General features: G+C 52.3%; 20 protein-coding genes. 15 read left to right on the top strand and 5 right to left on the bottom strand.

Annotated features, from left to right (window positions below; genetic code table 11):
* Window position 1 precedes the first annotated feature (1 nt).
* Window positions 2-2,962: a PD-(D/E)XK nuclease family protein gene (locus VGK02_07690; protein ID HEY3374925.1), complete on the bottom strand. Its 2,961-nt coding sequence runs from the start codon at window positions 2,960-2,962 to the stop codon at window positions 2-4.
* Window positions 2,963-3,318: 356 nt separating this feature from the next.
* Here VGK02_07690 and VGK02_07685 point away from each other — a divergent pair, with 356 nt between their 5' ends.
* The 6 genes from VGK02_07685 to VGK02_07660 all read left to right on the top strand — a co-directional run bounded on the left by VGK02_07685 (window position 3,319) and on the right by VGK02_07660 (window position 7,538).
* The gene (locus VGK02_07685) at window positions 3,319-4,515 is read left to right on the top strand and encodes a hypothetical protein (protein HEY3374924.1); all 1,197 of its coding nucleotides are present in this window, start codon (window positions 3,319-3,321) and stop codon (window positions 4,513-4,515) included.
* Window positions 4,516-5,364, top strand: coding sequence for a hypothetical protein (locus VGK02_07680; GenBank protein ID HEY3374923.1), 849 nt, complete (start codon window positions 4,516-4,518; stop codon window positions 5,362-5,364).
* 60 nt (window positions 5,365-5,424) lie between these two features.
* Window positions 5,425-5,583 (top strand): hypothetical protein, encoded by a 159-nt coding sequence (locus tag VGK02_07675; GenBank protein ID HEY3374922.1) that lies wholly within the window; start codon window positions 5,425-5,427, stop codon window positions 5,581-5,583.
* Entirely contained in the window at window positions 5,565-5,702 is a 138-nt protein-coding gene (locus VGK02_07670) for a hypothetical protein (protein HEY3374921.1), read from the top strand. Before VGK02_07675 ends, VGK02_07670 begins: the two co-directional genes overlap by 19 nt.
* Before the next feature lie 121 nt (window positions 5,703-5,823).
* The gene (locus tag VGK02_07665; GenBank protein HEY3374920.1) at window positions 5,824-6,348 is read left to right on the top strand and encodes a hypothetical protein; all 525 of its coding nucleotides are present in this window, start codon (window positions 5,824-5,826) and stop codon (window positions 6,346-6,348) included.
* Between the two features lie 164 nt (window positions 6,349-6,512).
* Window positions 6,513-7,538, top strand: a complete 1,026-nt coding sequence (locus tag VGK02_07660) for a L,D-transpeptidase (protein ID HEY3374919.1) — start codon at window positions 6,513-6,515, stop codon at window positions 7,536-7,538.
* Window positions 7,539-7,919: 381 nt separating this feature from the next.
* Here VGK02_07660 and VGK02_07655 read toward each other — a convergent pair whose 3' ends face one another.
* A complete protein-coding gene (locus VGK02_07655; GenBank protein ID HEY3374918.1) occupies window positions 7,920-9,095 on the bottom strand; it encodes an MBOAT family O-acyltransferase in 1,176 nt (391 codons plus the stop codon).
* A complete protein-coding gene (locus VGK02_07650; protein HEY3374917.1) occupies window positions 9,092-10,483 on the bottom strand; it encodes a hypothetical protein in 1,392 nt (463 codons plus the stop codon). The genes VGK02_07655 and VGK02_07650 overlap by 4 nt, the downstream gene beginning before the upstream one ends.
* Before the next feature lie 366 nt (window positions 10,484-10,849).
* Between VGK02_07650 and VGK02_07645 the strand changes: the two genes are divergently transcribed.
* The gene (locus tag VGK02_07645) at window positions 10,850-11,887 is read left to right on the top strand and encodes a M28 family peptidase (protein ID HEY3374916.1); all 1,038 of its coding nucleotides are present in this window, start codon (window positions 10,850-10,852) and stop codon (window positions 11,885-11,887) included.
* A 144-nt stretch (window positions 11,888-12,031) separates the two neighbouring features.
* Window positions 12,032-13,048, top strand: a complete 1,017-nt coding sequence (locus VGK02_07640) for an S-layer homology domain-containing protein (protein ID HEY3374915.1) — start codon at window positions 12,032-12,034, stop codon at window positions 13,046-13,048.
* An 82-nt stretch (window positions 13,049-13,130) separates the two neighbouring features.
* On the opposite strand, the gene VGK02_07635 is transcribed toward VGK02_07640, so the two are convergent.
* The gene (locus VGK02_07635; GenBank protein ID HEY3374914.1) at window positions 13,131-14,498 is read right to left on the bottom strand and encodes a class I SAM-dependent RNA methyltransferase; all 1,368 of its coding nucleotides are present in this window, start codon (window positions 14,496-14,498) and stop codon (window positions 13,131-13,133) included.
* Window positions 14,499-14,727: 229 nt separating this feature from the next.
* Between VGK02_07635 and VGK02_07630 the strand changes: the two genes are divergently transcribed.
* The 7 genes from VGK02_07630 (at window position 14,728) to VGK02_07600 (ending at window position 21,460) form a co-directional block, all read left to right on the top strand.
* On the top strand, window positions 14,728-16,011 hold the full coding sequence (locus tag VGK02_07630; GenBank protein ID HEY3374913.1) for a hypothetical protein: 1,284 nt from the start codon (window positions 14,728-14,730) through the stop codon (window positions 16,009-16,011).
* Window positions 16,012-16,016: 5 nt separating this feature from the next.
* A complete protein-coding gene (locus VGK02_07625; protein HEY3374912.1) occupies window positions 16,017-17,387 on the top strand; it encodes a THUMP domain-containing protein in 1,371 nt (456 codons plus the stop codon).
* A gap of 61 nt (window positions 17,388-17,448) precedes the next feature.
* Entirely contained in the window at window positions 17,449-17,733 is a 285-nt protein-coding gene (locus tag VGK02_07620) for a hypothetical protein (GenBank protein ID HEY3374911.1), read from the top strand.
* 151 nt (window positions 17,734-17,884) lie between these two features.
* Entirely contained in the window at window positions 17,885-18,421 is a 537-nt protein-coding gene (locus VGK02_07615; protein HEY3374910.1) for a sigma-70 family RNA polymerase sigma factor, read from the top strand.
* Complete coding sequence (locus VGK02_07610) at window positions 18,411-19,580, top strand: zf-HC2 domain-containing protein (GenBank protein ID HEY3374909.1); 1,170 nt, start codon at window positions 18,411-18,413, stop codon at window positions 19,578-19,580. The genes VGK02_07615 and VGK02_07610 overlap by 11 nt, the downstream gene beginning before the upstream one ends.
* A gap of 105 nt (window positions 19,581-19,685) precedes the next feature.
* A complete protein-coding gene (locus tag VGK02_07605; protein HEY3374908.1) occupies window positions 19,686-20,600 on the top strand; it encodes an ABC transporter ATP-binding protein in 915 nt (304 codons plus the stop codon).
* A complete protein-coding gene (locus tag VGK02_07600) occupies window positions 20,594-21,460 on the top strand; it encodes an ABC transporter permease subunit (GenBank protein HEY3374907.1) in 867 nt (288 codons plus the stop codon). Before VGK02_07605 ends, VGK02_07600 begins: the two co-directional genes overlap by 7 nt.
* 72 nt (window positions 21,461-21,532) lie before the next feature.
* Here the strand turns inward: VGK02_07600 and VGK02_07595 are convergent, their stop codons facing one another.
* The gene (locus tag VGK02_07595; protein HEY3374906.1) at window positions 21,533-24,379 is read right to left on the bottom strand and encodes an Ig-like domain-containing protein; all 2,847 of its coding nucleotides are present in this window, start codon (window positions 24,377-24,379) and stop codon (window positions 21,533-21,535) included.
* Window positions 24,380-24,440: the final 61 nt, after the last annotated feature.

The following is a 24,440-nucleotide window of genomic DNA, read 5'->3' as shown; positions in this document are numbered from 1 at the left end:
TCTACGCACGACCCTTCCGGCATATGTGAGTGAGCTCGCAGAACGTGCAGTCCGCATCGTCGGCGGGGGCGAAGGAGCCATTCCTGATGCGCCCGGCTATCTCACCGGTCTTCTCAAGGGCATTGGAGAGTATTGCCTCGAACTCCTCGTCACTTTTCGCTGCTCTTAACGGTAGGGCGGTTTTTTCGATGGCATCGCTATTATACATACCCTCGGCGTTGATTCTTGCGATGGAAAGGTAACCACCGGCGACCGGGTGCAAGCCCCAAAGCTTCTTGACGGCCTCGATATAGAGCGATACTTGCAGGCTTTTTCCCGATTCTATATCTTTCGCGCTCGGGATGCCCCTACTTTTATAATCGATAACCACTGCCCGGTTGTTCTCGTCGATATCGATGCGGTCGATCTTGCCCCGGATCTTAGTGCCGTCTTCAAGCACAAGGCACTCCTGTTTATGCTCGTTATTGTACTCCTCGGCGGGTAGACCAAAGGACGCTTCAAAAAGGCCGGGTGTAAACCCGGTCGACCTGACGGCCTCAGCCCTGATAAAGCGCTTGAGATTTTCAGCCATCTCATGGCGGCTAAACTTGGCATCAACGCTCTTTGTGTCCGCCGCTTCATGCCCGAACTCTTCTTCGAATATCTCTACAAGGAACGACTCCATGTCATCAAGTTTATCTTTAACCGGCTTGCCTACACCGAAGCGCTCAGGAAGAGCCCTGTAGAACTTTTCCAGCGTTGAGTGGAGGATCGACCCCTTATTGAGAGCATCAAGCTCAACTTCAATTGCCTGTGGCTTAAGCATTCTCTCTACATACCATTTGAAGGGGCAATTCGCAAACGACTCAAGCTCGGTGATGCTAAAGGTATCGCGGTTTGAAATCAGTTCTCTCGCCCCGGTTGAGATGAAGCGTGCCGGTGGGGAGGGGACTCTGGCTAGTATACCCCCCAGCTGATGGGAGCCACCTATGCTTTCAATGACGGTTTTTGTAAGGTTTGGCTGCTTACTATGGCAACTTGCGGCCAAACGGATAGCTTCTTTAGCGCTCGGTATGGATACGAGGTTGCCATTAAACACCACATCAGATAGATAGCGTCTCATGGTCAGCTTTATTAGGTCGTCTTCATCGATCGACTCCTGGAGGTCGCTGAGGAACGAGGACTTTAACAGGGCCCTGCCGTTACTGTTAACGCTTTGATAGCTCAAAAACAACCTCTCAGTTGCCCTGGTTGCAGCGATATAAAACAAATAGCGCTCCTCGGCTATATCGCCGCCCCTGGTATCTATTTCAAGATCATATGATGCGAGCTGCTTGCGCTCTTCCAGATTGAAAAACGGATCTTCGCTCGTTGACTGCGGGAAGGAGCCCTCATTTAAGCCAAGCAAGAAGACAGCTCTATAGGAGCGTCCGCGAGAGCGATGGACTCTTAGAACGTGCACCTTTTCGGCCTCTGCCTCGCGGTTGACACGCATCTCGGTGCTTGAAAGGATTTTATAAACATCGGCTAGGTCCGGGTTGAATTTGGGGTCAACAGACACAAGCCCGCCAAGACTGTTAAGTGTGTCTTCAATAACCGATAGCGCCTTTAGGCCGGCCTTCTCATCGTAGGTAAATATGGGTGCGTTGTTGCCATCCGGCCTGTTGCTCGAATCCAAATTGCTTACCAAGATACAGGTGAGGAGCTCGGAGCCGATCGAGCGTACCAGTGGTACCATCTCCGAGAAATTGCCGATTGCCATAAGATCGTTGATCTCTTTCGCACCGATACCGGATACCTGTGCCCAGAGATCGAGCACTTCGTGCGTCTCAACAATTCTATTAAGCCTTACTTCTCGCGCAAACCGGTCGATTTCACTTTGCTTGTTTATATAGCGAATTCGCAGATAGGTGACAAGGTCGGCAATATCTTTCGATGCATAGCAGAAGCTTAAAAGTGCCAGCATCGCACGTCCCAGTGAGCTTTGGCCAAGTGGCGTCAGCTCGCTCAACGAATAGGGGAGAGCGAAATCCTCAAACACCTGGATGAGGGTGCGAGCATACCTGCTCGGTTCTCGCATGATCACCGCTATCTCCTCGGGTTTAAAGCCATCTTTTCTGATGAGCTCTAGGATTTTGGCGCCAACGAGCTCAATCTCGCCCCGCTCGCCGGCGGCTACGAGAAAGTTGGGTTGTAATACCGGCTTGGGATCGCCCCCGGGTAAGCCCGCGCTCGTCCAGGCTACGCTGTCCGCGGCGTTCACGAGCTCCTCGACCGCCTCTTTTCGGCCAAGGAAGGCATCCGTATCTTCGAAGGTGAGCGCAAATGTGATGTTCGCGTTGAGGCTTAGAAGTTCTATGATTCGCCGCTGGCTGGTGGTGAAATCATCAAACCCGTATAGAAAAATCGGGCGGGTTTCCACAAATTCGCCGTTCTCAAGCGCATCAACAATTTCCCAGCGAAGAAGCTGCTCATCAAGTAGGTTGAGGTTTTGAAGCTCCTCCAAGTAGCTTTGGTACAGCTTAAGGATATCATTGAGATAATTAGCAGCCCTAAAGCTGTTCCCGGCCCACTTCGCAAAGGCCTCTTTGAGTTTTTCAGGAGTGTTCATGCCCTGCTTTAAATCGTTAAATAGGTAGATTAGAGCCTTACTAAAGCCCGGATATCGGGCCGATTTGGCAAGCGAAGTGAGGTCGGCGTCTTCGACGATTCGCCTCACAATAAACTCCTGCTGGATGGGGTCGATTCGGTGCTGGGTTATTTCTGCACTTTTTGCCAACTGATCTAGAAATTCATCATACGTTGTGATGCTTATCCCTACAGCCGCATTAAGAGCCTGAAGGAGCTCCCTTCGAATAGAGATGGCTTCGGTTTCGCTGGGCACGAGAAGAAGAGGAGTATCATCGAGCCGATCGATAAAGCGCTCAAACAGCACATTTTTCTTCCCGCTCCGCGCTGGACCGATAATAACGTTAAGAGGCATATATGGCTCCCGGTAGATATGGGCAATTCCTGGAAATGCTCGCCATGCTAGTCGTAACTTATTTTATCAGAAGCACGCGGCAGGTTCACTTATGTGGTAGTCGGTTAATATATTTAGCTGATATTGCTATTGGTCGAGCACGACATCGGAGAGATCTGCCCGCGATGTGGCTAAAAGAGTGCTTGGAATAAGGTGGAAAGCGGCAATAAGGCAAAATATCCGTATTGTGATTCATGAATAAGTTGTGAATTTTCGTACGAATCGGTTAATCCGCAGAGTAGTCGGGGAAAAGCTTAATGGTACCTACGACTCATCCCTGCAACCAGTCCGAAATCGGTAACTAAGTAAGGGAAGCTATGAAAAAGCGAAAAGCACCTAAAAAAGCACCGAAGCGGATAGCAAATCAGAATTCTAACGGCAACTTTTTTGCGTGGCGTCAGGGCTTTGCCGACGGGCGGCTCAACATCCCGACCAAGGATCAGACAGGATCTCCACAATTTGAAATCGACGTTAAAGACCAGGCCGAAGAATACATGTGCGCGCTGGCGAAACAGCTAACCGACAGGCTCTCTCATTTTACGAGAGCGATATCGGATAGGGCGCACCGCGAAGGGCTGATCAAGGAGAAGCTTTACCAGGCAAATCTTGATCTTGCAACGGCGCAGGAGGAGAACCGGGAGGCACAGGAAGAGATGCGCGGCCAGGAGCACCCGCATCTTCGACCGTGGATAGTCTGGCCGATCATCGGTGTGCTGGCGTTTACCGAAGTCCCGTTAAACTCGTTTGTCTTTAGCCTGTTCGGGGGCTCAAGAACTGAGACATACTTGATGGCGGCCGGCATATGCTTTGCAATCCCGTGGCTTGCCCACCTGGCAGGGCAGGAATCAAAACTGCGGGAAGGGGAGCGCGTCAGCCCCAAATTCATCGCGATATCGGCCGTGCTGCTGGTTTTTCTACTCGGCATCTCGTATTTGCGAACGCAGGTCATGAGTGCAATGGCAATCGACCAGGCGCTCAATATCCACGTCAGCGGGTTTTTGTCCGGGGTCATGTTTTTCTCGGCGAACCTGCTCATTGTCGGGGCGGCGTACTGGACGTCATATGCCTGCCAGGTAAAGAACCCGCAGCTCTTCAAGTGCAGGGAGGACGGGGCGAAACGGGCGGCGTCAGAGCTTGAAAGCACTTTAGAGAACCGTGATTCTCTCGAGCGCGAACTATTCACTTTGATTAGAAACGCCCAGGATTCAACCACTGAACTCATAAAACACCGAAATGCCACCAAGTCGATGGCCGACGGGCGCCGGGCGCAGGCTAAGCAGGTCATACGGATTTATCGCCGCTCAAATATCAGGTGGCGCAAGGATAGCGAGCGGGATATCGCGAGTTTCTCGGTCGAACCGGTCATCGCTGAGCCGGCGTGCCTGTCGAACGCGTATCAGGAGATCGATAACCAGATTCACGTGCTTGAATCGATTGCCGGACGCAATATCAGCACCGATAACCTGCGCGTGGTTGTTCCGCAAGACACCGCAGAGGATATGGAGAGCGCTTAAATGAGACGGTATAAAATACCTGGCAAAAACCATAATATTTTAAGCGCGAAGCTGATAACGCATCTAAGCATACTGGTTAAATTACCGGCGCCTATTGTCATCTCTATAGCCATCTTATTAACCTGTTTACCGCTCATTTCGGGCTGCGGTTCTTCAACAGCTCAGACGGGTACGCAATCGAAAGTCGTTCTCGCCTTGTTCGACATCTCGAACAGCACCTCGTCGGATCGCGGCCAGTACCTGAAGGATTTTCGGAAGGTTCTGGATGGTCTTAACCCGGGCGACGTGATAGTTGCCGAGCGCATCGACAGTAACTCTTTATCCGACTCGACGTTTCCCATCAATGAGACGATCAAGCAGCTTAAAAGCGACCCTAATGAAAACCAGATAAAGGCCTATACAAAGCAGCGCGATCTACCCAAGCGGGTCAAGCAGCAAAAAGACGCAATTCTAGCCCAGGTAAAAACGCTGCTCGAGAAGAACAGCGAGGCCACCGAGATGTTCGGCGCCTTTAAGGTAGCCCAGCGGGTGTTCGATACCTACCAGGACAAAAAGCGCGTGCTCATCGTCTTTAGCGATATGTACCACCAGCCGGGGGAAGCCGCCGGTTACGATTTCACTAATCCGTCGTTCAACGAGAAGAGCATCCCCGTATTAATCAAGCATGAAAAAAGCGAAGGCGTTCTTCCGAACCTCTCCGGCGTGACGGTGTATGTGAGCGGTGCCAAGGCAAACACCATTTCAAAAGCGATGCTCGTACAAAAGTTCTGGCAGGCCTTTTTCAAAGAAGCCGGTGCCACATTACCCGAGAAAAACTACGGCCGCAGCCTTCTTGCATTTGACGAATAGCACATAGTAAAGTGCTTAGCGTCCGGTGAGTAATCTATGTTCATACGGCAGGTGGGAGATATGAAGCTTACCGTTCTAGACGACGCGCAAAACATCGCTGGCATGGAATACTGGGCGTATCCGGTCGATCACTCGGTACCGGGCACATCCGCGTTCGCGTTTAATAGCACTCGTCCGGGCACATTTCCGGGCCTGAGCTCATGGAACTCATCCGCTTGATTGAGCCGGAAATCGTCGTGCCGGTTCACACCGAAAACCATTCGCTCTTTGATGCGAAACTCGGCAGCGACTTTTCCGTTATAACGGTTAGCGACGGGCAGACAATTGATGTAAAATAGGGTTCAAAGGTATTACAACTAGCTGGAATTGTTGCCTTGAGCTTGTATGTTTGACATGCAAGCATAGGGGGAACAATAACCGTAACAACAACAAAAGTTTTTTACTAGCATTGGAGGCACCATGCGCGCACGAAAACTGTTTAATGCCTCTCGTATCTCTAGAGGTTCTCTCGCCCTGCTTGTGGCGCTGCTACTCATTACTGCCGCCGTATCAGCTCAAGCGGCGACAAAACTCGTTATCCACGTAAATAAAGGCTTTGGCGCAGTCAAGCTCGGCGTTACCGACACGAACGCCGTGAAGGCGATAGGCAAACCATCCAAATCAGGCAAGGATTCTGAGTATGAAGGCCGGGTCGTCTACTACAAGTTCTACGGCAAGGCGAACAAAAACGGCGAATACCCGCTCGAGATCTATAGCGATACAAAGCACAAAGTCTTTATGTTTGCGATCAACGCGTCCGCATACCCGACCGACGAGGGAACAAAGGTCGGCTCAACCGAGGCTCAGCTCAAAGCGAAGTATGGCAAGAACCTAAAGTTTAAAGCCGGTCGCGTCTACAATCACTACTGGCTAGGCAGCAAAGTGGGCACCGATTTCTTCGTTAAAGCCGGTAAAGTAACCCAGATTATCGTTCGTAGTTATTAATAAGCATCTAACCAGCGCTTTTGTTGCATATACCACGGTGGGTATGCTACTATGTAGGTGCAAGTATCACAATCTCACAAGCTGCTGAACAGGCGCTTTACAGCCGCAGGCGGCTAGCACAAGCTGCAGTAATGAGGTGCATACTTGCTAAGAGTTACCCTGGCATGAATGATGTGATTAATATGCACCAGGAGCACGTTTATCAAGAGAATACAGGAATGAAGCGGATTATCACAGTATTACTGTTTACTGTGGCGTTCGCCATGATAGCATCACTCGTAGCAAATGCCGGCAACTTTATAACTTTGTCGCTGCAACAACCATCTTACGAGGATAACGGGCTCCACTTTTCGGTAGCTAAACAAAACGGTGTAAGCCAGATACAGCTCAAGAGCGACGGTAAAGTAGTTGCAACTGCGCTGCAGGATCACGCAAGCGCCGAGACGACGTTTACCGTCGTTGCTCCCGATGATAGCCATGAATACACCGCGGTTGCATATGATGCGAGTGGAGTCATGGTTGCCATGAGCAATAGCATCTATGTTAACCTCGACGATTATCGGCCGCTTACGCCGTCATGGGACGTTACCGACAACATGGCGATTCCTGGCCGGCTGACAATAAACGGCAATGTCGATGATCGCACGCAAAGTCTCTATTTAGCTATAAATGGGAAGATCACTTACCGCACGACACCGGTAAATGGAGTTTACGGATTTAAAAATGTGTGGCTGCGACAGGGGTATTCGCATATCCAGGTTATTGCCTGCAATGCATGGGGCAAAACCTTCACCAAGACAGCGCTAGTGCGGAGTGGAACAGTAAAGCCGCTCAACTATATCCTTGTTAGTAAAGGCGATATGTCGCTCTCACTGTTTGAAAACGGCAAGTTATCAATTCTGTATCCGATTGCCATCGGCACTCCGGCGACACCCACACCGGCAGGCGTATTTTATGTAGGCAAGAAGCTCTATACCAGTCCGGACGGCGATTGGGGCGCACGGCGCCTAGTGCTGTACCAAAAACGCAAAGACGGGCCGCACTACAGCGGTTACAATATTCACGGCACCAACCGCCCGAGCAGCATCGGCAAGATGGCCTCGCACGGCTGCATCCGCCTCTACAATGAGGATGTAATCCAGCTGTTCGACAAAGTCAAAATCGGCTCCGCTGTTTTCGTGGAAGAGTAGTAACGCCGTTGAAGTGTAGTAACACTAGCGGCCTATGGAACAAAAATGTAAGCCGTTGCTGGGTATGATAACGCCTGGTCAGCACAGCAGTTATAAGTAAGTATGAGAACAGTGGCGGAGCAAACTTTCAAGTTTTGCTCCACTTTTATCGTCTAAAGATAAAATATTGGCATAAGTTAATGAAATTTGGGCTAAAACGAGCAGAAATCGTTTTATGCTGAGTGCCGGGAATTGTACGTTTTCACGCTACTTCTAGAACTCCAAACCGCTTCTCTTAAAAGTCGATGTATAAAAACTTGGTGGTGCCGCTTGAGAACATGATGATGAGCATGATAAGCGCCGCTATCACGAGGCCGTATGCGGCATCGACAAGCATATCTCTCATCCAATAACCCCCTTAGCGATTTCGGTGATGATACCTAAGAACTTACCGGCTGGCATAATGAAGAACCCCCAGCCGAAGGAAACCAGTGCAAACGTAAACACGCCGCTTGCAATATTGGTGACCGGTCGGAATGCGGAAGGCAGTGCAATCAACGGCTTTATAAACACCCGGTAAGCCCGATATCCCACAAGCAATAACCCGTGGTAGAGCCCCCAGAAAGCAAAGTTAAGCGCGGCTCCGTGCCACAAGCCCGAGATCGACATCGCGATCACCGTATTAATGCCGGCGAGTGCAAAACCACTTCTGCTGCCGCCGAGTGGAATGAAAACGTAATCGATGATCCACCTGGTAAGCGAGATGTGCCAGCTCTTCCAGAAGTTGGCGATACTGGTTTTAAAGTAGGGCAGCGAGAAGTTCTCGGGCACCGCGATGCCGAAGAGCGCCGCCGAGCCGATAGCGATATCGGAATAGCCGGAGAAGTCCATGTATATCTTAACCGAATATGCAACCAGTGATATCGCGACAACGCCGGCGCTCACATGCCCGGTTGCCTGCGTTAACGGGTCGACCCAGGTGCTGATGCTATCGGCGATCACCACTTTTTTAGCAACACCCACAGCTATGCGAAGCACGCCGGCGTTCACCAGCGCCCAGGAAAGCCCCGCATCGCGAAGCTTCGGCGTGAAGTCCTGGAAGCGTTTGATCGGCCCGGCAACCATGGTCGGGAAGAACATGGTAAAGGCCATGAACTCGAAAAAGCCGTGCTCGGCAATGGTGCCTTTTCGCATGTCGGCCAGGTAGTGGATGAACTCGAACGTATAGAACGAGAGCGCGAGCGGTATGATAATGCGCTCGGCCGAAAGCGGCGTCATATGAAATAGAGTTGCGACCAGGTTGAAGAGCATAATCCGGTATTTGTAATAGGCGAGCGCGCCGATTGCGAGCGAAAGCCCGACGATAAAGGTGCCGCCGTGCCGCACGGAGTTGCGTGCGAGCACGTAGACGGCAACCGCCTCAACCAGGATAAACAACAGGAAGCCGCCGGCGTAAAAGGTGTAAAAGGCCGTGCCGCACAGGGTTATCCATACCGGGCGCCATTGCTTCGGCAGCAGATGAAACACCAGGACTGCCGCCAGTAAAAACAGGGGATAGATAAGGCTCGTAAATATCATTGCCGCTCCCAGATGTAGCCCGCGGTTAGGTCGGTAATCCACTTGCCGCAGGCAATGCCGCCGGCGTCGGTGGTGTGGCTGATATCGAAGAATTGATCGGCGGCGACAACGCCGGCCCCCAGGTTAGCATCGGCAAACGGGAACCCTTGCGCCTCCACGATTGACCGTAGGGTTTTTGAGTTGGCATCATACGAATCCCAGCTATAGATGCCGTACTCGTCGAGCGCCTGGACGTTAAGCGGCGCGATAAAGAAAAACGCCCGTTTTTTATGTTCGGCCAGAAGCGCGAGCAGGCGCTTCAAGAAAAATATCTCGCTATCATTCGGGTCGATTTTGTAATCATAGAGCTGAGAGCAGCGCTTGATGATAAGAAGTTTTTGCGCCGCCGAGAGTGAATCAAACGGCTTGCTGCTCTCACCGGTATCGCCGGCCAGTGCGTTTGCTTCAGCACCGCCGGCGCTCGAGCCTGCACCGCCGTTAATCGGAGTGGTTTTACCATCAACTATATCCGTACCGGCACCGGCCGTGGCCGGGTTAAGTTGCGCAAAGAGTGCTTTAGGCGACCCGCCGAACACGGTGCTCGTAATATAGTCACGCTGGGCAAAGGTGAAACTGTATCGCGATAGGGCGCTTGAGAGTGTCGCGTTCGCGCGCTGGTCCAGCGTTCTAGTGGAGCCGAGCGTTTTTGCCTCGCCGCTTGAGACCGGCCCGCCGAGGCGGTGGGGCAGGTCGGCATAGCGTATGTGCGGGCGGTTTGCGTCATGCGGGTTAAACGTGTGGTAGTTAAGCTGGATGACAAACGCGTCCGCATTGCCTATGAGCGCTTTTGCGATATAATACTGGTCGGCCACAAGCTGCCCGTTCGATGCGAGGTTGTAGGCCTTAATTGTCTTCGGGCTTTGATTATAAGCCGGGGGTATAACAACTTTAGTATCTGGTTTATCATCTATATCTCCGATAGTTCGGGGACCCATATTGTGCTTTAAATCTGCAGCGGCTTCGGCACCTGTTTGCACTGCATTCCGGTAAACTTCTTTTTGGGTTTTCTCAGGCTTCCTCATCAGGGTATTCACCGTAGATTCAAACGCATACGGGTACGTGTTGCGGGCATTCTTAATCCGGTAGCCGTACGTAGGCGATGCGCCTAAGAACGCCACGATTTTACGATTGTCCGTGTTGTTAGCATGAATTTGCCCGATGTGATCCACGTAGAGGCGAAGCGACGTAATATCGGTGCCGCTTTTGAAACGGTACTGGCTATCAAACGCCGGTGTCATCGAACGTGTTACGGCACGTCCCACAAGAATGTCGATTAAGGCAAAGAAGATAAGGGCGAACGCAAGTCGCCTGATCACTCGAAACGCCGGGAGCTCCGACCGAGGCGGCATCGTTTGAACCCTGGAGGGGGTGTTGCCTGAATCGTTATGCGCCTGCCGGTTATTTTGTGGTATAGAAAACATATCAGGTTGGTATCAGTTGTTATGTTGAATGATGTGATCGGTGCCTGCCGTCTACATCATACCATTATCGGCAAGTTATCGGTAGCCGCCAGCTGGGAGCCTCTAGAAGTAGAAGGGCATATAGCGTTGTGCCATAATATGCTCATGTAGTAGTAACCAGCTATAATTTCGTGCCATTATGCTGGGGCCGGTTTTGCTGCATGTCAAAGCTGTGCTATTATGCATAGCCTGTAGCTATGGTGTCTAGGGACAGCCAGCTGATGCTACATTTTATGAGGTAAAAGAGGTCGTGCAATGAGCCAGAAGAAATCAAGTTACTGCAGGGCGTTAGATAATGTAACCGGCGCCCGCCGTCTTCAACTGCTTGCATTACTTGGCATGGTATTCGCTGCATTAATAGGCGGGTGCGCGCAGGAAAGGGTTTCGAACAGAACGGCATCCATAACAACCGAGCGCCAAGCCCAGAGCACCACGAACAAACAAAGCGCTACCAGCGAAGCATCGGCGACAACTACGACGTTTGCGCCCACGGCAACGACAGCGGAGACTAAACCGATCCCGTTTGATACCGACCGCGTCATGGTCGACGTTAAGGCGATTACCGCATTCGGCATCCGCGCGGAAGGCAGCAAAAACGAGCGCGCCGCCGCCGCCTTCGCGGAATCGAAATTCAAAAGCATGGGATATGCCGTGACCAGGCAGCCGTTCACATTGCCGCCGGGCAAGCCGTGCCAGAATCTCATAGTCGATATCCCCGGGGCGAAAAGTCCCGGGAAAATATTGTTGATCGGCGGACACATCGATTCGCGGCCGACCACGCTTGGCGCGAACGACGACGCGCTCGGTGTTGCAATCGTGCTGGAGCTGGCCCGGATATTCAAACAGCAGGCGCCGCCGGTAACGCTTCGTCTTATGGTGTTCGGGGCCGAAGAGTACGGCAACAAAGCGCTCGACCAGCACCACCTCGGGTCTCGCTACTACGTGAAGCAGCTCAGCGCCAACGAGATAAACAAAATCGCCGGCATGATATCGGTCGACATGGTGGGATACGGCTCGCAGTTCAGGGCCCGCTCGCTTGGAAAAGGCCCGAAAACGGTGTGCAACATGCTCATCAACCAGGCGAAATTGCTCGGGGTCGATATGGTTTACGAAAAAGCGCCCGAATGGAGCGACCACGAGCCGTTCGAGAAGGCGGGTATCCCAAGCGTCTGGTTTTGTTGCGAAACAGACCCGGTATACCATACGATGGGCGACATTACCTCGCATCTTGTCCTCAAACGAGTCTCGTTCTCAGGCGATATGCTGGTAAACACCATCCGCGATTTCAGGTAGTGCCGTGTCGCCGATGCTGCCTGCCATTTTTGTAAAGTCGTATGCCCTGGAGCCGATACTTCTAGTGGGAACGTTGAACTGGGCTTGCGCTCGCGCTAAAAAGCGCATAGAGCACGAGTTCTGCTGATAGAGGAGGCAATTGTCGTGATTAGTAATACCACACCAAACAAACCTACGGTATTGTGGAGAGCGTTCATATCGTGTATCGCGATCATGCTAAGTTTTTGCGTTATGCCGGTACTGCCGGCGTTCGCAGTGCAATCATCAGTGAATGGCGGACATGCTGTTCTGTTGGGGAATACCACCAAGACAATGGCAACGAGCGGTTATAGCGCTTTAAGTACGGATACGGCACCGCCGGCCGCGCCGACAGGCCTCGCCGCAACGGCAGGAGAAGGCCAGATAACGGTTTCGTGGAAGGCAAATACCGAGAACGACCTCTGGGGATATCGCATCTACCGCACAACGACCAACGATGCAACCCAGGCGTTTAAGCTCGCAAATTTGTTGCAGGACAATCTGAGTTACATCGACCGGGATGTATCAGCAGGTACCACATATTACTATTGGGTGTCGGCCTATGATACAACCGATAATGAAGGTGCTATGACGGGCCCGGTATCGGCAGCCGAAAAGCCACCGATTTTATTTAACGATGTCCCGGCGTCACATTGGGCGAACGCATACATCGCCAAGTTGTTTAGTAAAGGTATAATCTCCGGTTATAGCGACGGGTCGTTTAGCCCGGCCGCATCGGTAACGCGGGCTGAATTCGCCAAGATGGTCTGCTTCGCGATGGATTACATGCTGGATGACCCGGCAAAGGCATCCTTCAGCGATGTTCCTTACGACAACTGGGCGTACCGTTATATCGAAACCGCTAAGTCCCGGGGCGTTATCACGGGCTATACGGATGGAACGTTCGGTCCCAATAAAAAAATAACCAGAGCAGAGATTACCAAGGTAATCGCCGAAGTATTAGGTCTCTCACCGGGCACCAGCTCGCTGAAAGATATCAATAAGAACTGGGCTAGCGACTACATTACCGCCTGTGTTAAGGCGGGAATCGTCAGCGGATACGCCGACGGGACGTTCAGACCCGCAAATACGGCAACACGCGCTGAGGCCGTCAAGATAATCGCAAGGTTGGTCGGCGAGTAGACGCCGCACAAAATATTGCATTACAAAAAGCGTCCTTACGAGGGCGCTTTTTCTGTGGCGGATTTCAGCGCGATAGCCGTTGTTACCATCTTCTATTTAAGAAGCCGACCGCTTCGATATGGTACGTCTGCGGGAAGAAATCGACAAGGCGGACCGATTCTACCTCGTAATTAGCGATAAGTTTCTTCAGGTCACGCGCGAATGTCGACGGGTTGCACGACACGTAGACGATACGTTGGGGACTAGCTTCTATCAACCCGTCAATCAAGGTAGGTGAGACACCCGCGCGCGGCGGGTCGAGGAGCACAACATCGAGCGGGATCAAGCCTTCTATATCGAAGTCCTCGGCTGATGAACGCACAAACTCCACATTTTCGATCTTGTTGATAGACAGATTGCGCAAACCGTCCTTAACCGCGACAGGGTTTTCTTCGACGGCAACCACATAACCAGCATCAAGAGCGACCGGAAGCGCAAAGTTGCCGGCGCCCGAATAAAGGTCGAGCACGCGCCGCACATGGAGCGGCCGGAGTTTCTCCCGGATCAGCGCGACCAGTTTTTGATTAAGCAGCCAGTTGCTCTGGAAGAAGCTGTTCGGCGATACGGTATAGGTAATCGGGTCCAGTTTTAGCACCAGGAATTCCTCGCCGAATGCCAGAGATTTCCGCTGGTTGCGTGTACCGGTTTCGATGAGGATACCTCTGAAATCGTAATTAATCATGGCGTGCGCCAGCTCGTCCCAGTGCCTGTTCGGCACGTCTGCCGCCGGATTAGTTTTTATCGTGGCGAACAGGCCGTCCCCGTACGCTATATGAATCTCGGTCACACCCTCAAAAAGCTTCGGCTGCTTGTGCAGTGCATCATGTGTGCGCTTAAGCCCGATATTGATCGGTTCGATAAGAAGCGGACTATACTCCATATCGGTTACTTCATTGGTGCGCTCTTTAAAAAAGCCGATTTTGCCATCCTGCAGCTTAAACTGTGCTCGGTAGCGGTAGTGCCAGGCGCTTTCTTTGAGCGCAAGCGGCTCGTCAAGCACAATATTGAGACCGCCGATGCGCCGCAAGGCGTCGGCAAGCACGTCTTGCTTAATCTCTACTTGCTTGTCATAGGCGATATATTCGAGCTGGCAGCCCGTGCAGTACCCGTACTTCGGGCGCACGCGGTAGGGTGAGGGCTCGATGATACGGTCGACCTGGGCGATGTAGTAATCTTTCTTTTCTTCGATGGCGGATACTTCGACAAGCTCGCCGGGAATCGCACCTCGAATGAGCGCGACTTTACTACGAGGTTCGCCGCCGGGCTGCTCTTCGTCACTGCGTTCTACTTCCGCCGGAATGCGGCCGATCGTGTATCCGCCGTAAGCCGGCGGCCCTGCAACCAGCACTACATTTTCCGGCAACGGTTTGCCGCCTGTCTTCTGATTATTTCTTCGTCGTTGTTGAGCCATATGCTTTAAATCCCCAAATTCTAATATCCAATTCAAACCCACCATACGATAGCTAATTAGCCTATAGGTTTGCAAGGGAGCCACCGATATTAATAGTATCATATGGTAATTATTAGTAATTCATACCTGCACTACGAGCCGCATCTTTATCATGCAAAATAAGCAATACAAGCACTTTCCACAAACACACGAACCAGGTGTTTTTTATTCTAGTCTTAAGGGAGGATACATGAGGCGATTGGATGATACCACAAAAGTTGATCTGGTGTTGTGGTTGATTTGCGTTTTATTCCTGGCGTTTGCGCTGGCTGCCGCAACATCACCACGTGAGGCCCGGGGGGCGGTTATCCCGGCACTATCGATGTCCGGCAAGCCGGCGGCATCGGGCCTCGAGCAGGCGACCGGTAAAATCGGGGTTGTCTTCTCGTACCAAACCGAGGAATCGGGCAAACAGAAAACGCATCCGGGAAGCAACATGGGCCAGGTTGCGGTTATCGAACGCGAGACCATAGTCTACAACATGCTTGAGAAACGGGGCTATGATGTCGTGAAGGTGAGCGATTCCGACCTCAAGAGTCTGGCGACGCTTCAGCAATACCCGGTTGTCGTGTTCCCATGGATGTTTATGATGGATGAGGCCCAGGGGGCCACGGTGCGCGACTATGTGGGGCAGGGCGGCTCGGCCGTTATGCTCTTTGATATTTCGCGCGTCTACCCGCCGTTCGGCCTCTATATCCGCTATTTTGCCCACGATGCGTGGGAGTGGGGCCCGATCAGCGAGCTCTTGCAGATTCGTTTTATCAACGACCCGTTCGATTCGGGTTTCACGGTCTCGAGCCGCACTTCAACACATCCGATTATCAACGCGACCAAAAGCACGCTCGACGACAGCTCGATCACACTGGTCGAGCCGCAGGCCGCCGGTGTTGTTTACACCCAGGCGCTCCCTGGTACGGTTAATAAAAATGTGGCGCCGGTTATGTGGTACTCGAATGGGACGCCGGCGCTGTGGGCGGGGCAGTACGGCAAAGGCAAATTAGTCTATTTCACCTTTAAGGTTATGGATTTCTGGTGGCACTCGCGCCTCGCTTCTTACGCCGATACGGCAAAAGAGCTCGCGTCCCAATCCATAAACTGGGCGGCGGTCTCAGACGGGAGCGCGGTTAGAACCGATTTCAGCGCGGCAGCAACAGGGAAGGTGGGTTTTACCAGCAAGGGCCTTCTCATTCGCCATTATCTCAAGAGCACCGGAAATATCCAGGCAATGGGGGACGTTACCACGGCTGTGTATGCGGCAAACGGCAAGCTCATATATTCGACGAAGCGCCAGCGTGCCGGTTCTATGCCCGGGGCCACGCCGTACTGGTCGTTCCCGGTAAAAGTAGCGGTTAAGAAAGGCGTGAAATACCGCGTCGTGATCACTTATCAGGACAGATATAAACGGTATTCACACCGCGAAGAGGCGACGATCGCCTACGGCCAGGGCCAGGTCGCAACAAAAGCGGTAAGGTAAGGTAGATGCGCGCTAACGCACACAGTTTAATTGCTTGCTCTATCCAAGCAGGCCGTTTACAATCAACAGGGTATATTAACTTCGAAATATCTTGGAATGACGAGCGAGAAGTTTGCGAAGATAGCGAAGACGGCAACGATAGTAAAGACAGCACGACTGCAACGAAGACGGTTACGGAAAAGGATAACATGGCGGAAAAAAGACCGCATAGTAGGAATAGCGGACCAAACAACAACAAAACAACTAACCCCAATAACTTACGCCTTTTTGTGTCTGCCGCCAAGGGTGTCGAGCCGGTTTTGGCAGGTGAGCTTACAGCGCTTGGCATGAAGGACGTACGGCAAGACGCCGGCGGTGTCTCATTTACCGGCACAAAGGCCGACATGTACCGGGCAAATCTGTGGCTTCGAACTGCAAACCGGATTCTCTTGCCGGTTCGCGAATTTATCTGCCGCTCCGACGACGAGCTTTACGAGGGTATGCGCCGTATCGACTGGCGCCGGTATCTGACACCGAAAATGACCCTGGCGATAGATGCCAACGTGCGCGATTCGGCCATTAAACACTCGAAATATGCCGCATTGAAAGCCAAGGACGCTATTGTCGACCAGCTCCGCGAGCTGCTCGGCAGCCGCCCGAGCGTGGATACGGCCGACCCCGATCTTCGCATCAATATCCATATAGTAAACAATGAGTGCACCATCAGCCTCGATTCGTCGGGGGAGAGCCTGCATAAACGGGGCTACCGGGTTGAGCCGGTCGAGGCGCCGCTAAAAGAAACGTTGGCTGCGGCGATTGTCGAGTATACCGAATGGGACATGAGGAGTCCGTTCATCGACCCGATGTGCGGTTCGGGCACGATTGTAATCGAAGCGGCGCTCAAGGCCGCGAATATCGCCCCGGGGCTTATCCATAAGACATTCGGGTTTCAACGCTGGCTCGATTTTGATGCAGGCCTTTGGAAGAGCCTGCTGAAGGATGCCGAAGCACAGCGCAAGGGGCATGCCCGCACGACTATTCGGGGCTATGATGCCTCGTCCAGAGCGATTCGCGCCGCCATGACTAACGCGCGAGCTGCGGGCGTTGACTTCGTGCCGTTCATCCGCAAAGATCTTGCCGATTTTACGCCGCCCCCCGGCCCCGGCATAATCGTCCTCAATCCACCCTATGGCGAGCGCATTGGCGATAAGCAGCAGCTTGAAGGGCTCTATAAATTGATCGGCGATGTGTTCAAGCAGCGGTGCAAGGGATACACCGGCTATGTGTTTACCGGCAACCCCGATCTCGCCAAGGCTATTGGGTTGAAGGCATCGCAGCGGATCGTCCTCTTTAACGGGCCGATTGAGTCACGACTTCTTAAATTTGAGCTGTATTAAGCCCTCTCCAATATTGTCTTTTTACTTTATTTCGGGTACAAACATCAGAGGGAAGTAAGATATGATACCGCAGAATATTTCACCGGGTAAAAGCGCACTTATTATGTTCTTGGCATCCTTTTTCTTAGGACTTGCCATATTTGTTATCTTCGGCCGGTTCGCCGGCGTGTTTTCCGGCAATAAAAGTTTTGTCGTTGCGCTTACCGGATCACCCTATGGCTGGGTGGCGCTCTTCGGTGGCGCTATGATAGTAGCCTCGCCGATAATCGCCCTTTCAATCTGGGCGTTCGATAAAGCCGTTAAAGCCACGCTTGAGAATGCGAAAAACACCAAGAAAAAACGATAATCGCCCCGTCTAATTCTTGCCGACACACCGGCTATAATATACGCGTATCCACTCCGCAAATTTTTCACCGCTTTTTGACGGTTTTGTTGTCACATTCGTCTACCCCATGGTGTTATAGTTATGGAACCAAATATTGGGGGTACGGGATCTCGTGGTTTTACAGAACAACAGGCACAAAGAACATATGACTATAGCGCCGGATGATTTCGATTTCAAAGAGTTGTTCACTGCAAATTACCAGCATGTACTTCGGCACCTTATACTCCTGACAGGTAACAAGACGCTAGCCGAGGATATCGCGCAGGAGACGTTTATTAAACTCTACGAGAATCCGCCCCGTGAGTTCACGAACCTTTCCGGGTGGCTCATGAAAGTCTCAACGAATCTTGCCTACAACCACCTGCGGGGCGAGAAAAACCGTAAGAAACGCGAAGAAGCCCAAGGGTTCGTACGCGATGTTTTTGAAGAGGATTTTTTACGCACGAGCGAAGCGGCGGAGGCGCGCGCCGCACTGCGAACGCTCGACGACCGGGACCGCACGTGCCTGGTACTCAAGTTCTCCGGTTTCAGCTATAGCGAGATTGCGCAGGTTACCGGAATAAAAGAGTCATCCATTGGCACCACGATTGCCCGGTCGCTAGTAAAGTTTCGCCAGGCATATGAAAGGACGGGAAACCATGTGCTATAACGAGGGTACGCTTCAGGCCTACCTCGACCGGGAACTCCCGGGCCGGAAGCGTTGGGAGATTGAAGCACATATCGCTACCTGTGCAAAATGTAGCGCTATGCTTGCGCGACTTGAAGAGGCGAACGAAGTTGCGAAGGTGGGCTTATCGGCCTTCGCGAAGGATATTTCCAGCACAAGCATTACCACCGATGCCGCGTGGCAGCGCCTAACGCATGATGAGCGTTTCGGCACCCCGGCACAGAAGAAAGGAGCTTATATGATGTTACAGAGTAGAGCAAAAGCGATCCTTATACCGGTTGCTGCCGCAGCCATTATCGCGGTATCGTTCAGCTTTGCCCCGGTCAGAGAGGCGGCCGCAGGCTTCCTCAACATCTTCCGCGTAGAGAAGGTGCAGACCATTACGATTTCGCAGGACGACCTGCAGCAGATGCAGCATTTAGGCGGCGCAAATGGAGGTAAAGTCGATATTAAAAACCTCGGCAAATTCGAGACAACCGGGTTCAAAGAGCCGGTAATGTCGACGGCTGCAGAAGCAAAAAAAGCTGTTGATTTCGACCTGAAGACGGCGGATATCGCCGGTTACGGTGCAGCAGCGTACAAGATATCACCGGCGTTTAGTGCGAACTTTACACTTAACGTCGAGCAGGCGAACAGCATTATCAAGGTGTTCGGCGGCAGCAAGGCACTGCCGGCATCGCTTGACAACAAGACCTTTAGCGTAAAGGTACCGACCGTTGCTACCGCCGAATACAAGAATGCGGCAGGCAAAGCGGTTACGGTAGCCGAAGCACGCAGCCCTGAACTGGTATTACCTGAAGGTACCGACCCGGCGGTCGTGCGCGATGCGTTGCTCGGCATGCCGCTTCCGGAAAACTTTAAGGCACAGCTCAGAGGGATTACCGACTGGACGAGCACGCTGGTTATCCCGAACATCAACGGTACCGCCAAGGATGTAACGGTAAACGGCACCAGCGGTGTGTTCATTACACCGCCGAAAGATATACCGCAAGATATGCGTGAGAAGGGTGCAAAGGCACTCGAGGGAGCAAGTGTTGGCAGCATGGGCGGGCTCATCTGGCAAAAAGATGGCGTAGTCTACGCTGTCGGCGGCGAGGTAACACTCGAGCAGGCGCAAGCTATCGCGAGTTCACTGAAGTAATAAGTATTGGAATAGAAGCAAACGGGAGCCTCGCGTATAATGGAAACACGAATACGCGGCTCCCGTTTAGCGTAATTTTAAAGAGATGGATTTGGTTAAGACATTATGGCAGTAATTGAAACCACAGATTTAACGAAAATCTACGGAAAAAAGATCGGATGCGAGAAGATATACCTCTCCGTCGGCGAGGGGCAAGTATTCGGCTTTCTCGGCCCGAACGGGGCCGGCAAAAGCACGTTTGTAAAGATGCTGGTCGGCCTGATCGCGCCCACATCGGGCAGCGCCAAACTTTTGGGTGAGCCGATCGGCAATATTAAGATGCGTAGACGTATCGGGTTTTTGCCGGAGAACTTCCGCTATCAGGATTGGTTGACCGGCAACGAGTTGCTGCACTACCACGCGGCGCTCGCGCACGTTCCGAAAGAGAAACGTGCCGAACGCATTCGCGATGCGTTCAACGTGGTGAAACTCGAGGGTGCGGGTGACGCCAAGATACGGACGTATAGCAAGGGTATGCAGCAGCGCATCGGCATTGCGGCGGCGCTCGTAGGCGACCCGGACCTGCTATTTTTAGATGAACCCACCTCGGCGCTCGACCCGATCGGTCGCATGGAGGTACGCGAGATTATTACCTCGTTGCGCGATCGCGGTAAAGCGGTCTTCTTGAACAGCCATCTGCTCAGTGAGATCGAGATGGTGTGCGATGAGGTCGCTATCATCAAAAGCGGCCGCATTGTAAAAAGCGGCTCGCTTGATGAGCTTTTGAAGAACAAAATCGAAGTCGAGATTACCGCGACCAATCTTAACGGTGCGCTGAGTCAAACGGTTTCACGCTTCGGCAAGGTAGTGGCCGATGACGGGTTGCATTATGTTGTTGAGCTTGAGCGGGAAGAAGATGTGCCCGAACTGGCCGCGCTTATCATAAAAAGTGGAGGCCAGCTCTATAACTTGAGCCATAAGAAGCTATCCCTTGAAGAACTCTTTGTTACTACGATACAAGGTGGCGATGCCTCATGTTAACCATCGCGAGCTTAACCTTTAAAGAAGCATTGCGAAAGAAAATCCTCCTGGCCGGTGTTATACTAACGCTACTGTTTTTACTGGTATATGGAGTTGGCTTACACTATGTGACTCTGGGGTTACAAGAACAGGCTAAAAACTTTGGCGGGCGGGCGGATGGACTTAACGCCAACGTAATGGTGGAGCAATCCAAGCGGATGCTCTTCATTCTCGGCATCTATTTCTCGAGCTCGATTGTTTCTGTGCTCGCTGTGTTCTCGGCGGTCGGCTCGGTCTCGTCGGAAGTCGAAAACGGTATGCTGCACGCTATTCTCGCTAAACCGATTGCACGGCGCAGTATCATCATAGGCAAGTTTATCGGCTATGCGCTTATGCTCATCGTCTATTCCTTGTTGCTCTTTACTTCAGTGCTGTTGCTGAATAAGTATCTGACCGGCGTGGATATCCCGAATTCGTTGACGGCCATCGGGCTATTTACCCTGCAGCCGTTAATTTTACTGGCGGTCACCATGATGGGGAGCACGCGTTTATCCACGCTTGCGAACGGCATCACGGCATTTATGGTCTATATGATCGGCGTTATCGGCGGCATGGTCGAGCAGATCGGCGCGCTTATTCAAAATTCATCGCTGATTCATGCGGGGGTTGTAACGAGCCTTGTTATACCGGTCGACGCGATGTACCGCAAACTGGTTGTGGCGTTGTTCGGTTCATCGAGTAATCCTCTTGAGGCGTTTAGTTTTGGGCCGTTTGGGGCCGCCTCAGAGCCGAGTAGCGCGATGGTCGTCTACGTCTTCATCTATATACTAGGGCTGCTCGGGGTTGCGGCATACGCCTTTAGACGCCGCGATATAGGATAGATAGAAAATAGATTTGCAGAGCTGCTTAATTAAACGAACCGGCCGCCGGCATTAGTTGGCGGCCGCATTTTGTTACAGCCCTAAGGCTTCGGCCATCATTTTTGCCGCTTCGGCTCGCGTCGCTGTCCGGTTCGGTTTAAATGTGCCGTCGGCATAACCGTTTACGATATCTGCAGCGATGCAGGCGTAAATGCTGCCTCGAGCCCAGTTTGATTTGACGTCACGGAACCTGCTGGGTCCACTGGGGAGCTTGAATGCGGTGGCGATCATCTTAGCCATCTCGGCGCGCGTGATGTTCTTATTGGGTTTGAACGCGCCGTCGCGATAGCCGCTAATCACGCCATGTACCTTCGCCGTTTCGACGTATGTGTACATCCACGAGGTGCCGGCGACGTCACGGAACGATTGGGCCGTGTCCGTAGTAGTAGATGACGAAGCTGATTCTTCAAGCGACCATTTAGCCGCAAGACATATGAGTTTCGCAAACTCCGCCCTGGTGATGTTCTTATTGGGCTTGAAAGTGCCGTCGGTGTAGCCCGACAATACGTCTTGCTTGGTAAGGTTAAAAATCGGGACTCTATACCACGCGCTGGGAGCCACATCGACAAATATACCTTTAGTACCGCCGATTGCCGCTTCAACTTCACTTGATTTCGCGCTTTCGTAGGCTGAACGGTTAACCGCAGTCACGTAATAAACGTAGATGAGGTATGCCTCGGCGCTCGTATCCTGATACCGGGTTGTGGTAACGAGTGAGCTGATCTTAGAAAACGAGCTCGTACCTTTTATTTTTCGATAGACATAGTAGCCTGCGGCCTCCGAATCGGTGACTTGATTCCACAGGATTTCGACAGCAGAGATCGTACTTATAGCAACTGCCAGGCCGGTTGGTTTAGCCGGCGGTGTTGTGTTTGGTGTTATCGTAAAGCTCAGCGTATATGCTGAGACAAGGTTGTTGTCAGAGCTATCCTTGACCGCACCGGCAGGGATGGTAACCGTATAGACGGTCGAGCACGTGAGGCCGCTACTCGGCTTCAGATTAAGCACTTTAGAGTTGATGCTCTTTGTTATTGGGACACTTGTGCCGGCCGAGTCTTTTAGCGCTATTTCGTCATAATGGGCTCCCGTCACGATATTTTCGCTAAATGTAACGCTTACCGTGGTATCCGTTGCTACTGTTGCCGCGCCGCTTGCGGGCAGCGTGCTTGAAACAGTCGGGGCCTCGGTATCCGCACCGGTGGTAAAAGTGAGTGTATATTGGCCCGCCAGCACGTTGCCGGTTGCATCCCGCACGGCAGCGGCCGGTACGGTGAGCGTATATACCACCCCATAATTCAACGTGCCTAGCGGCGTTATCGAAAGCGTACTGCCGCTAATGCTTTTGGTGATACTTGCCGCGTTGCCGCCAGTTGCAAGCGCTATCGAGTTGTAGGCGGTACCAACCTGAATGGGCTCGGAAAACGTAATGGTTATTGTCTTGTTGACGGCAACGGCAGTCACGCCGTTTACCGGGTCGGCGCTCGAGACCGCCGGCGCCGTAGTATCTTGCGTAGTAAAGCTCAGCGTGTATTGCGTCGCCATATTATTGCCCGTCGGAACTACCATGTCTTTGACGGCGGCAGCGGGGATGATCACGGTGTACGTAGTGTTCGAGCCCCAACCGCCCGGCACGGTGATAGTAAGCGTTCTGTTACTGATGCTTGTTGCTATCGCAACCGGGTTATTCGAGCTGTCTTTTACGGTGATCATACCGTAAGCTATGCTGGTCTGGATATTCTCACTAAATGTAATTGTGACGGTTTTATTGGATGCAATGCCTGTCGCTCCATTGACCGGATCGGCACTCACCACGTTTGGGGGTGTTATATCGGCCTGCGTAAGCGTGCTAAATACGCCGGAGTTCCAGGTACCGGCAAAGAGCGTACTACCCGATTGCGGATCGTTTGCTATCGCCAGGGCCGGGATCTTAAGATTGGTGAGATCAGTATTAACCTGCGTCCAGTTTGTTCCGCTATTGGTCGTCCTGTATACTCCGCCGGCATATGTACCGGCGAAAACAGTATTGTTCGTTGCATAACCAGGCGATACAATGAGTGAGTATACATCATCTGCCAGTCCCGTAGCCGCCCAATTAGCACCTCCGTTTACCGAGCAGAAAGTATCGGCAAATATCGTGTGGTCGGTACTATACGCCGGACTGATTGCAAGCGCTCTTATGGATGATCTTGTAAGGCCGGTATTAACCTGCGTCCAGCTCGAACCGCTGTTGGTTGATTTATATATACCGTGGTTATCAATTGTTGCCGCAAAAACCGTCTGGTCAGCTGCAAAATCGGGGGATATGGCAAGTGCGCTTATGAAGTAGTTGCCCATGCCGAATATAGTCTGCGTCCAGTTCGTCCCGGAATCGGTGGATTTATAGACGCCGCTACCGGTCGTACTGGCAAACACCGTATGGTCCGTTGCGTAATTCGGCGAAATGCACAGGGCGCTGATTTCTTTACCCGTAAGAGCCATATAGGTCCAGCTCGCGCCGCCGTTGGCCGATTTGTAGATACCGCCGCCGATCGTGCCGGCAAAGACGGTGAAGTCATTGGTATAGGTAGGTGATATCGCGATCGATTCCACATAGGTTGATGGAAGGCCGACCTGAGACCAGCTCTGCCCGCCGTTGGTGGTTTTATAGATACCGTGATCGGTTCCGGCAAAGACGGTGCGGTCGCTGCCGTAATCAGGTGATGCGCTTAGGCTGTAGACAATGGTGTTGCTCGGGCCGTTTGTGACCCATTCATCCACAGCGGCCGAGGCCAGCTCGGGGACAAGCAACACGAGCAGCGTGCCCAGAACGGCGCCGACAAGGACAATTCTTTTTAATGCAACGTTACTGTTACCTTTACAACCGGAAAAACTACGTATCATGCAGGTTCACCTAGCTTATCTAATAATTCGTGAAACTGTACCTATACGAGTTGTTATCGGT

Origin of the sequence: Candidatus Aquicultor sp., from assembly GCA_036504445.1 — a bacterium.
Lineage (GTDB): Bacteria > Actinomycetota > Aquicultoria > Aquicultorales > Aquicultoraceae > DASXVE01.
The sequence above is the reverse complement of the archived record's forward strand: the minus strand, read 5'-3'. Positions and strand labels throughout refer to the sequence as shown.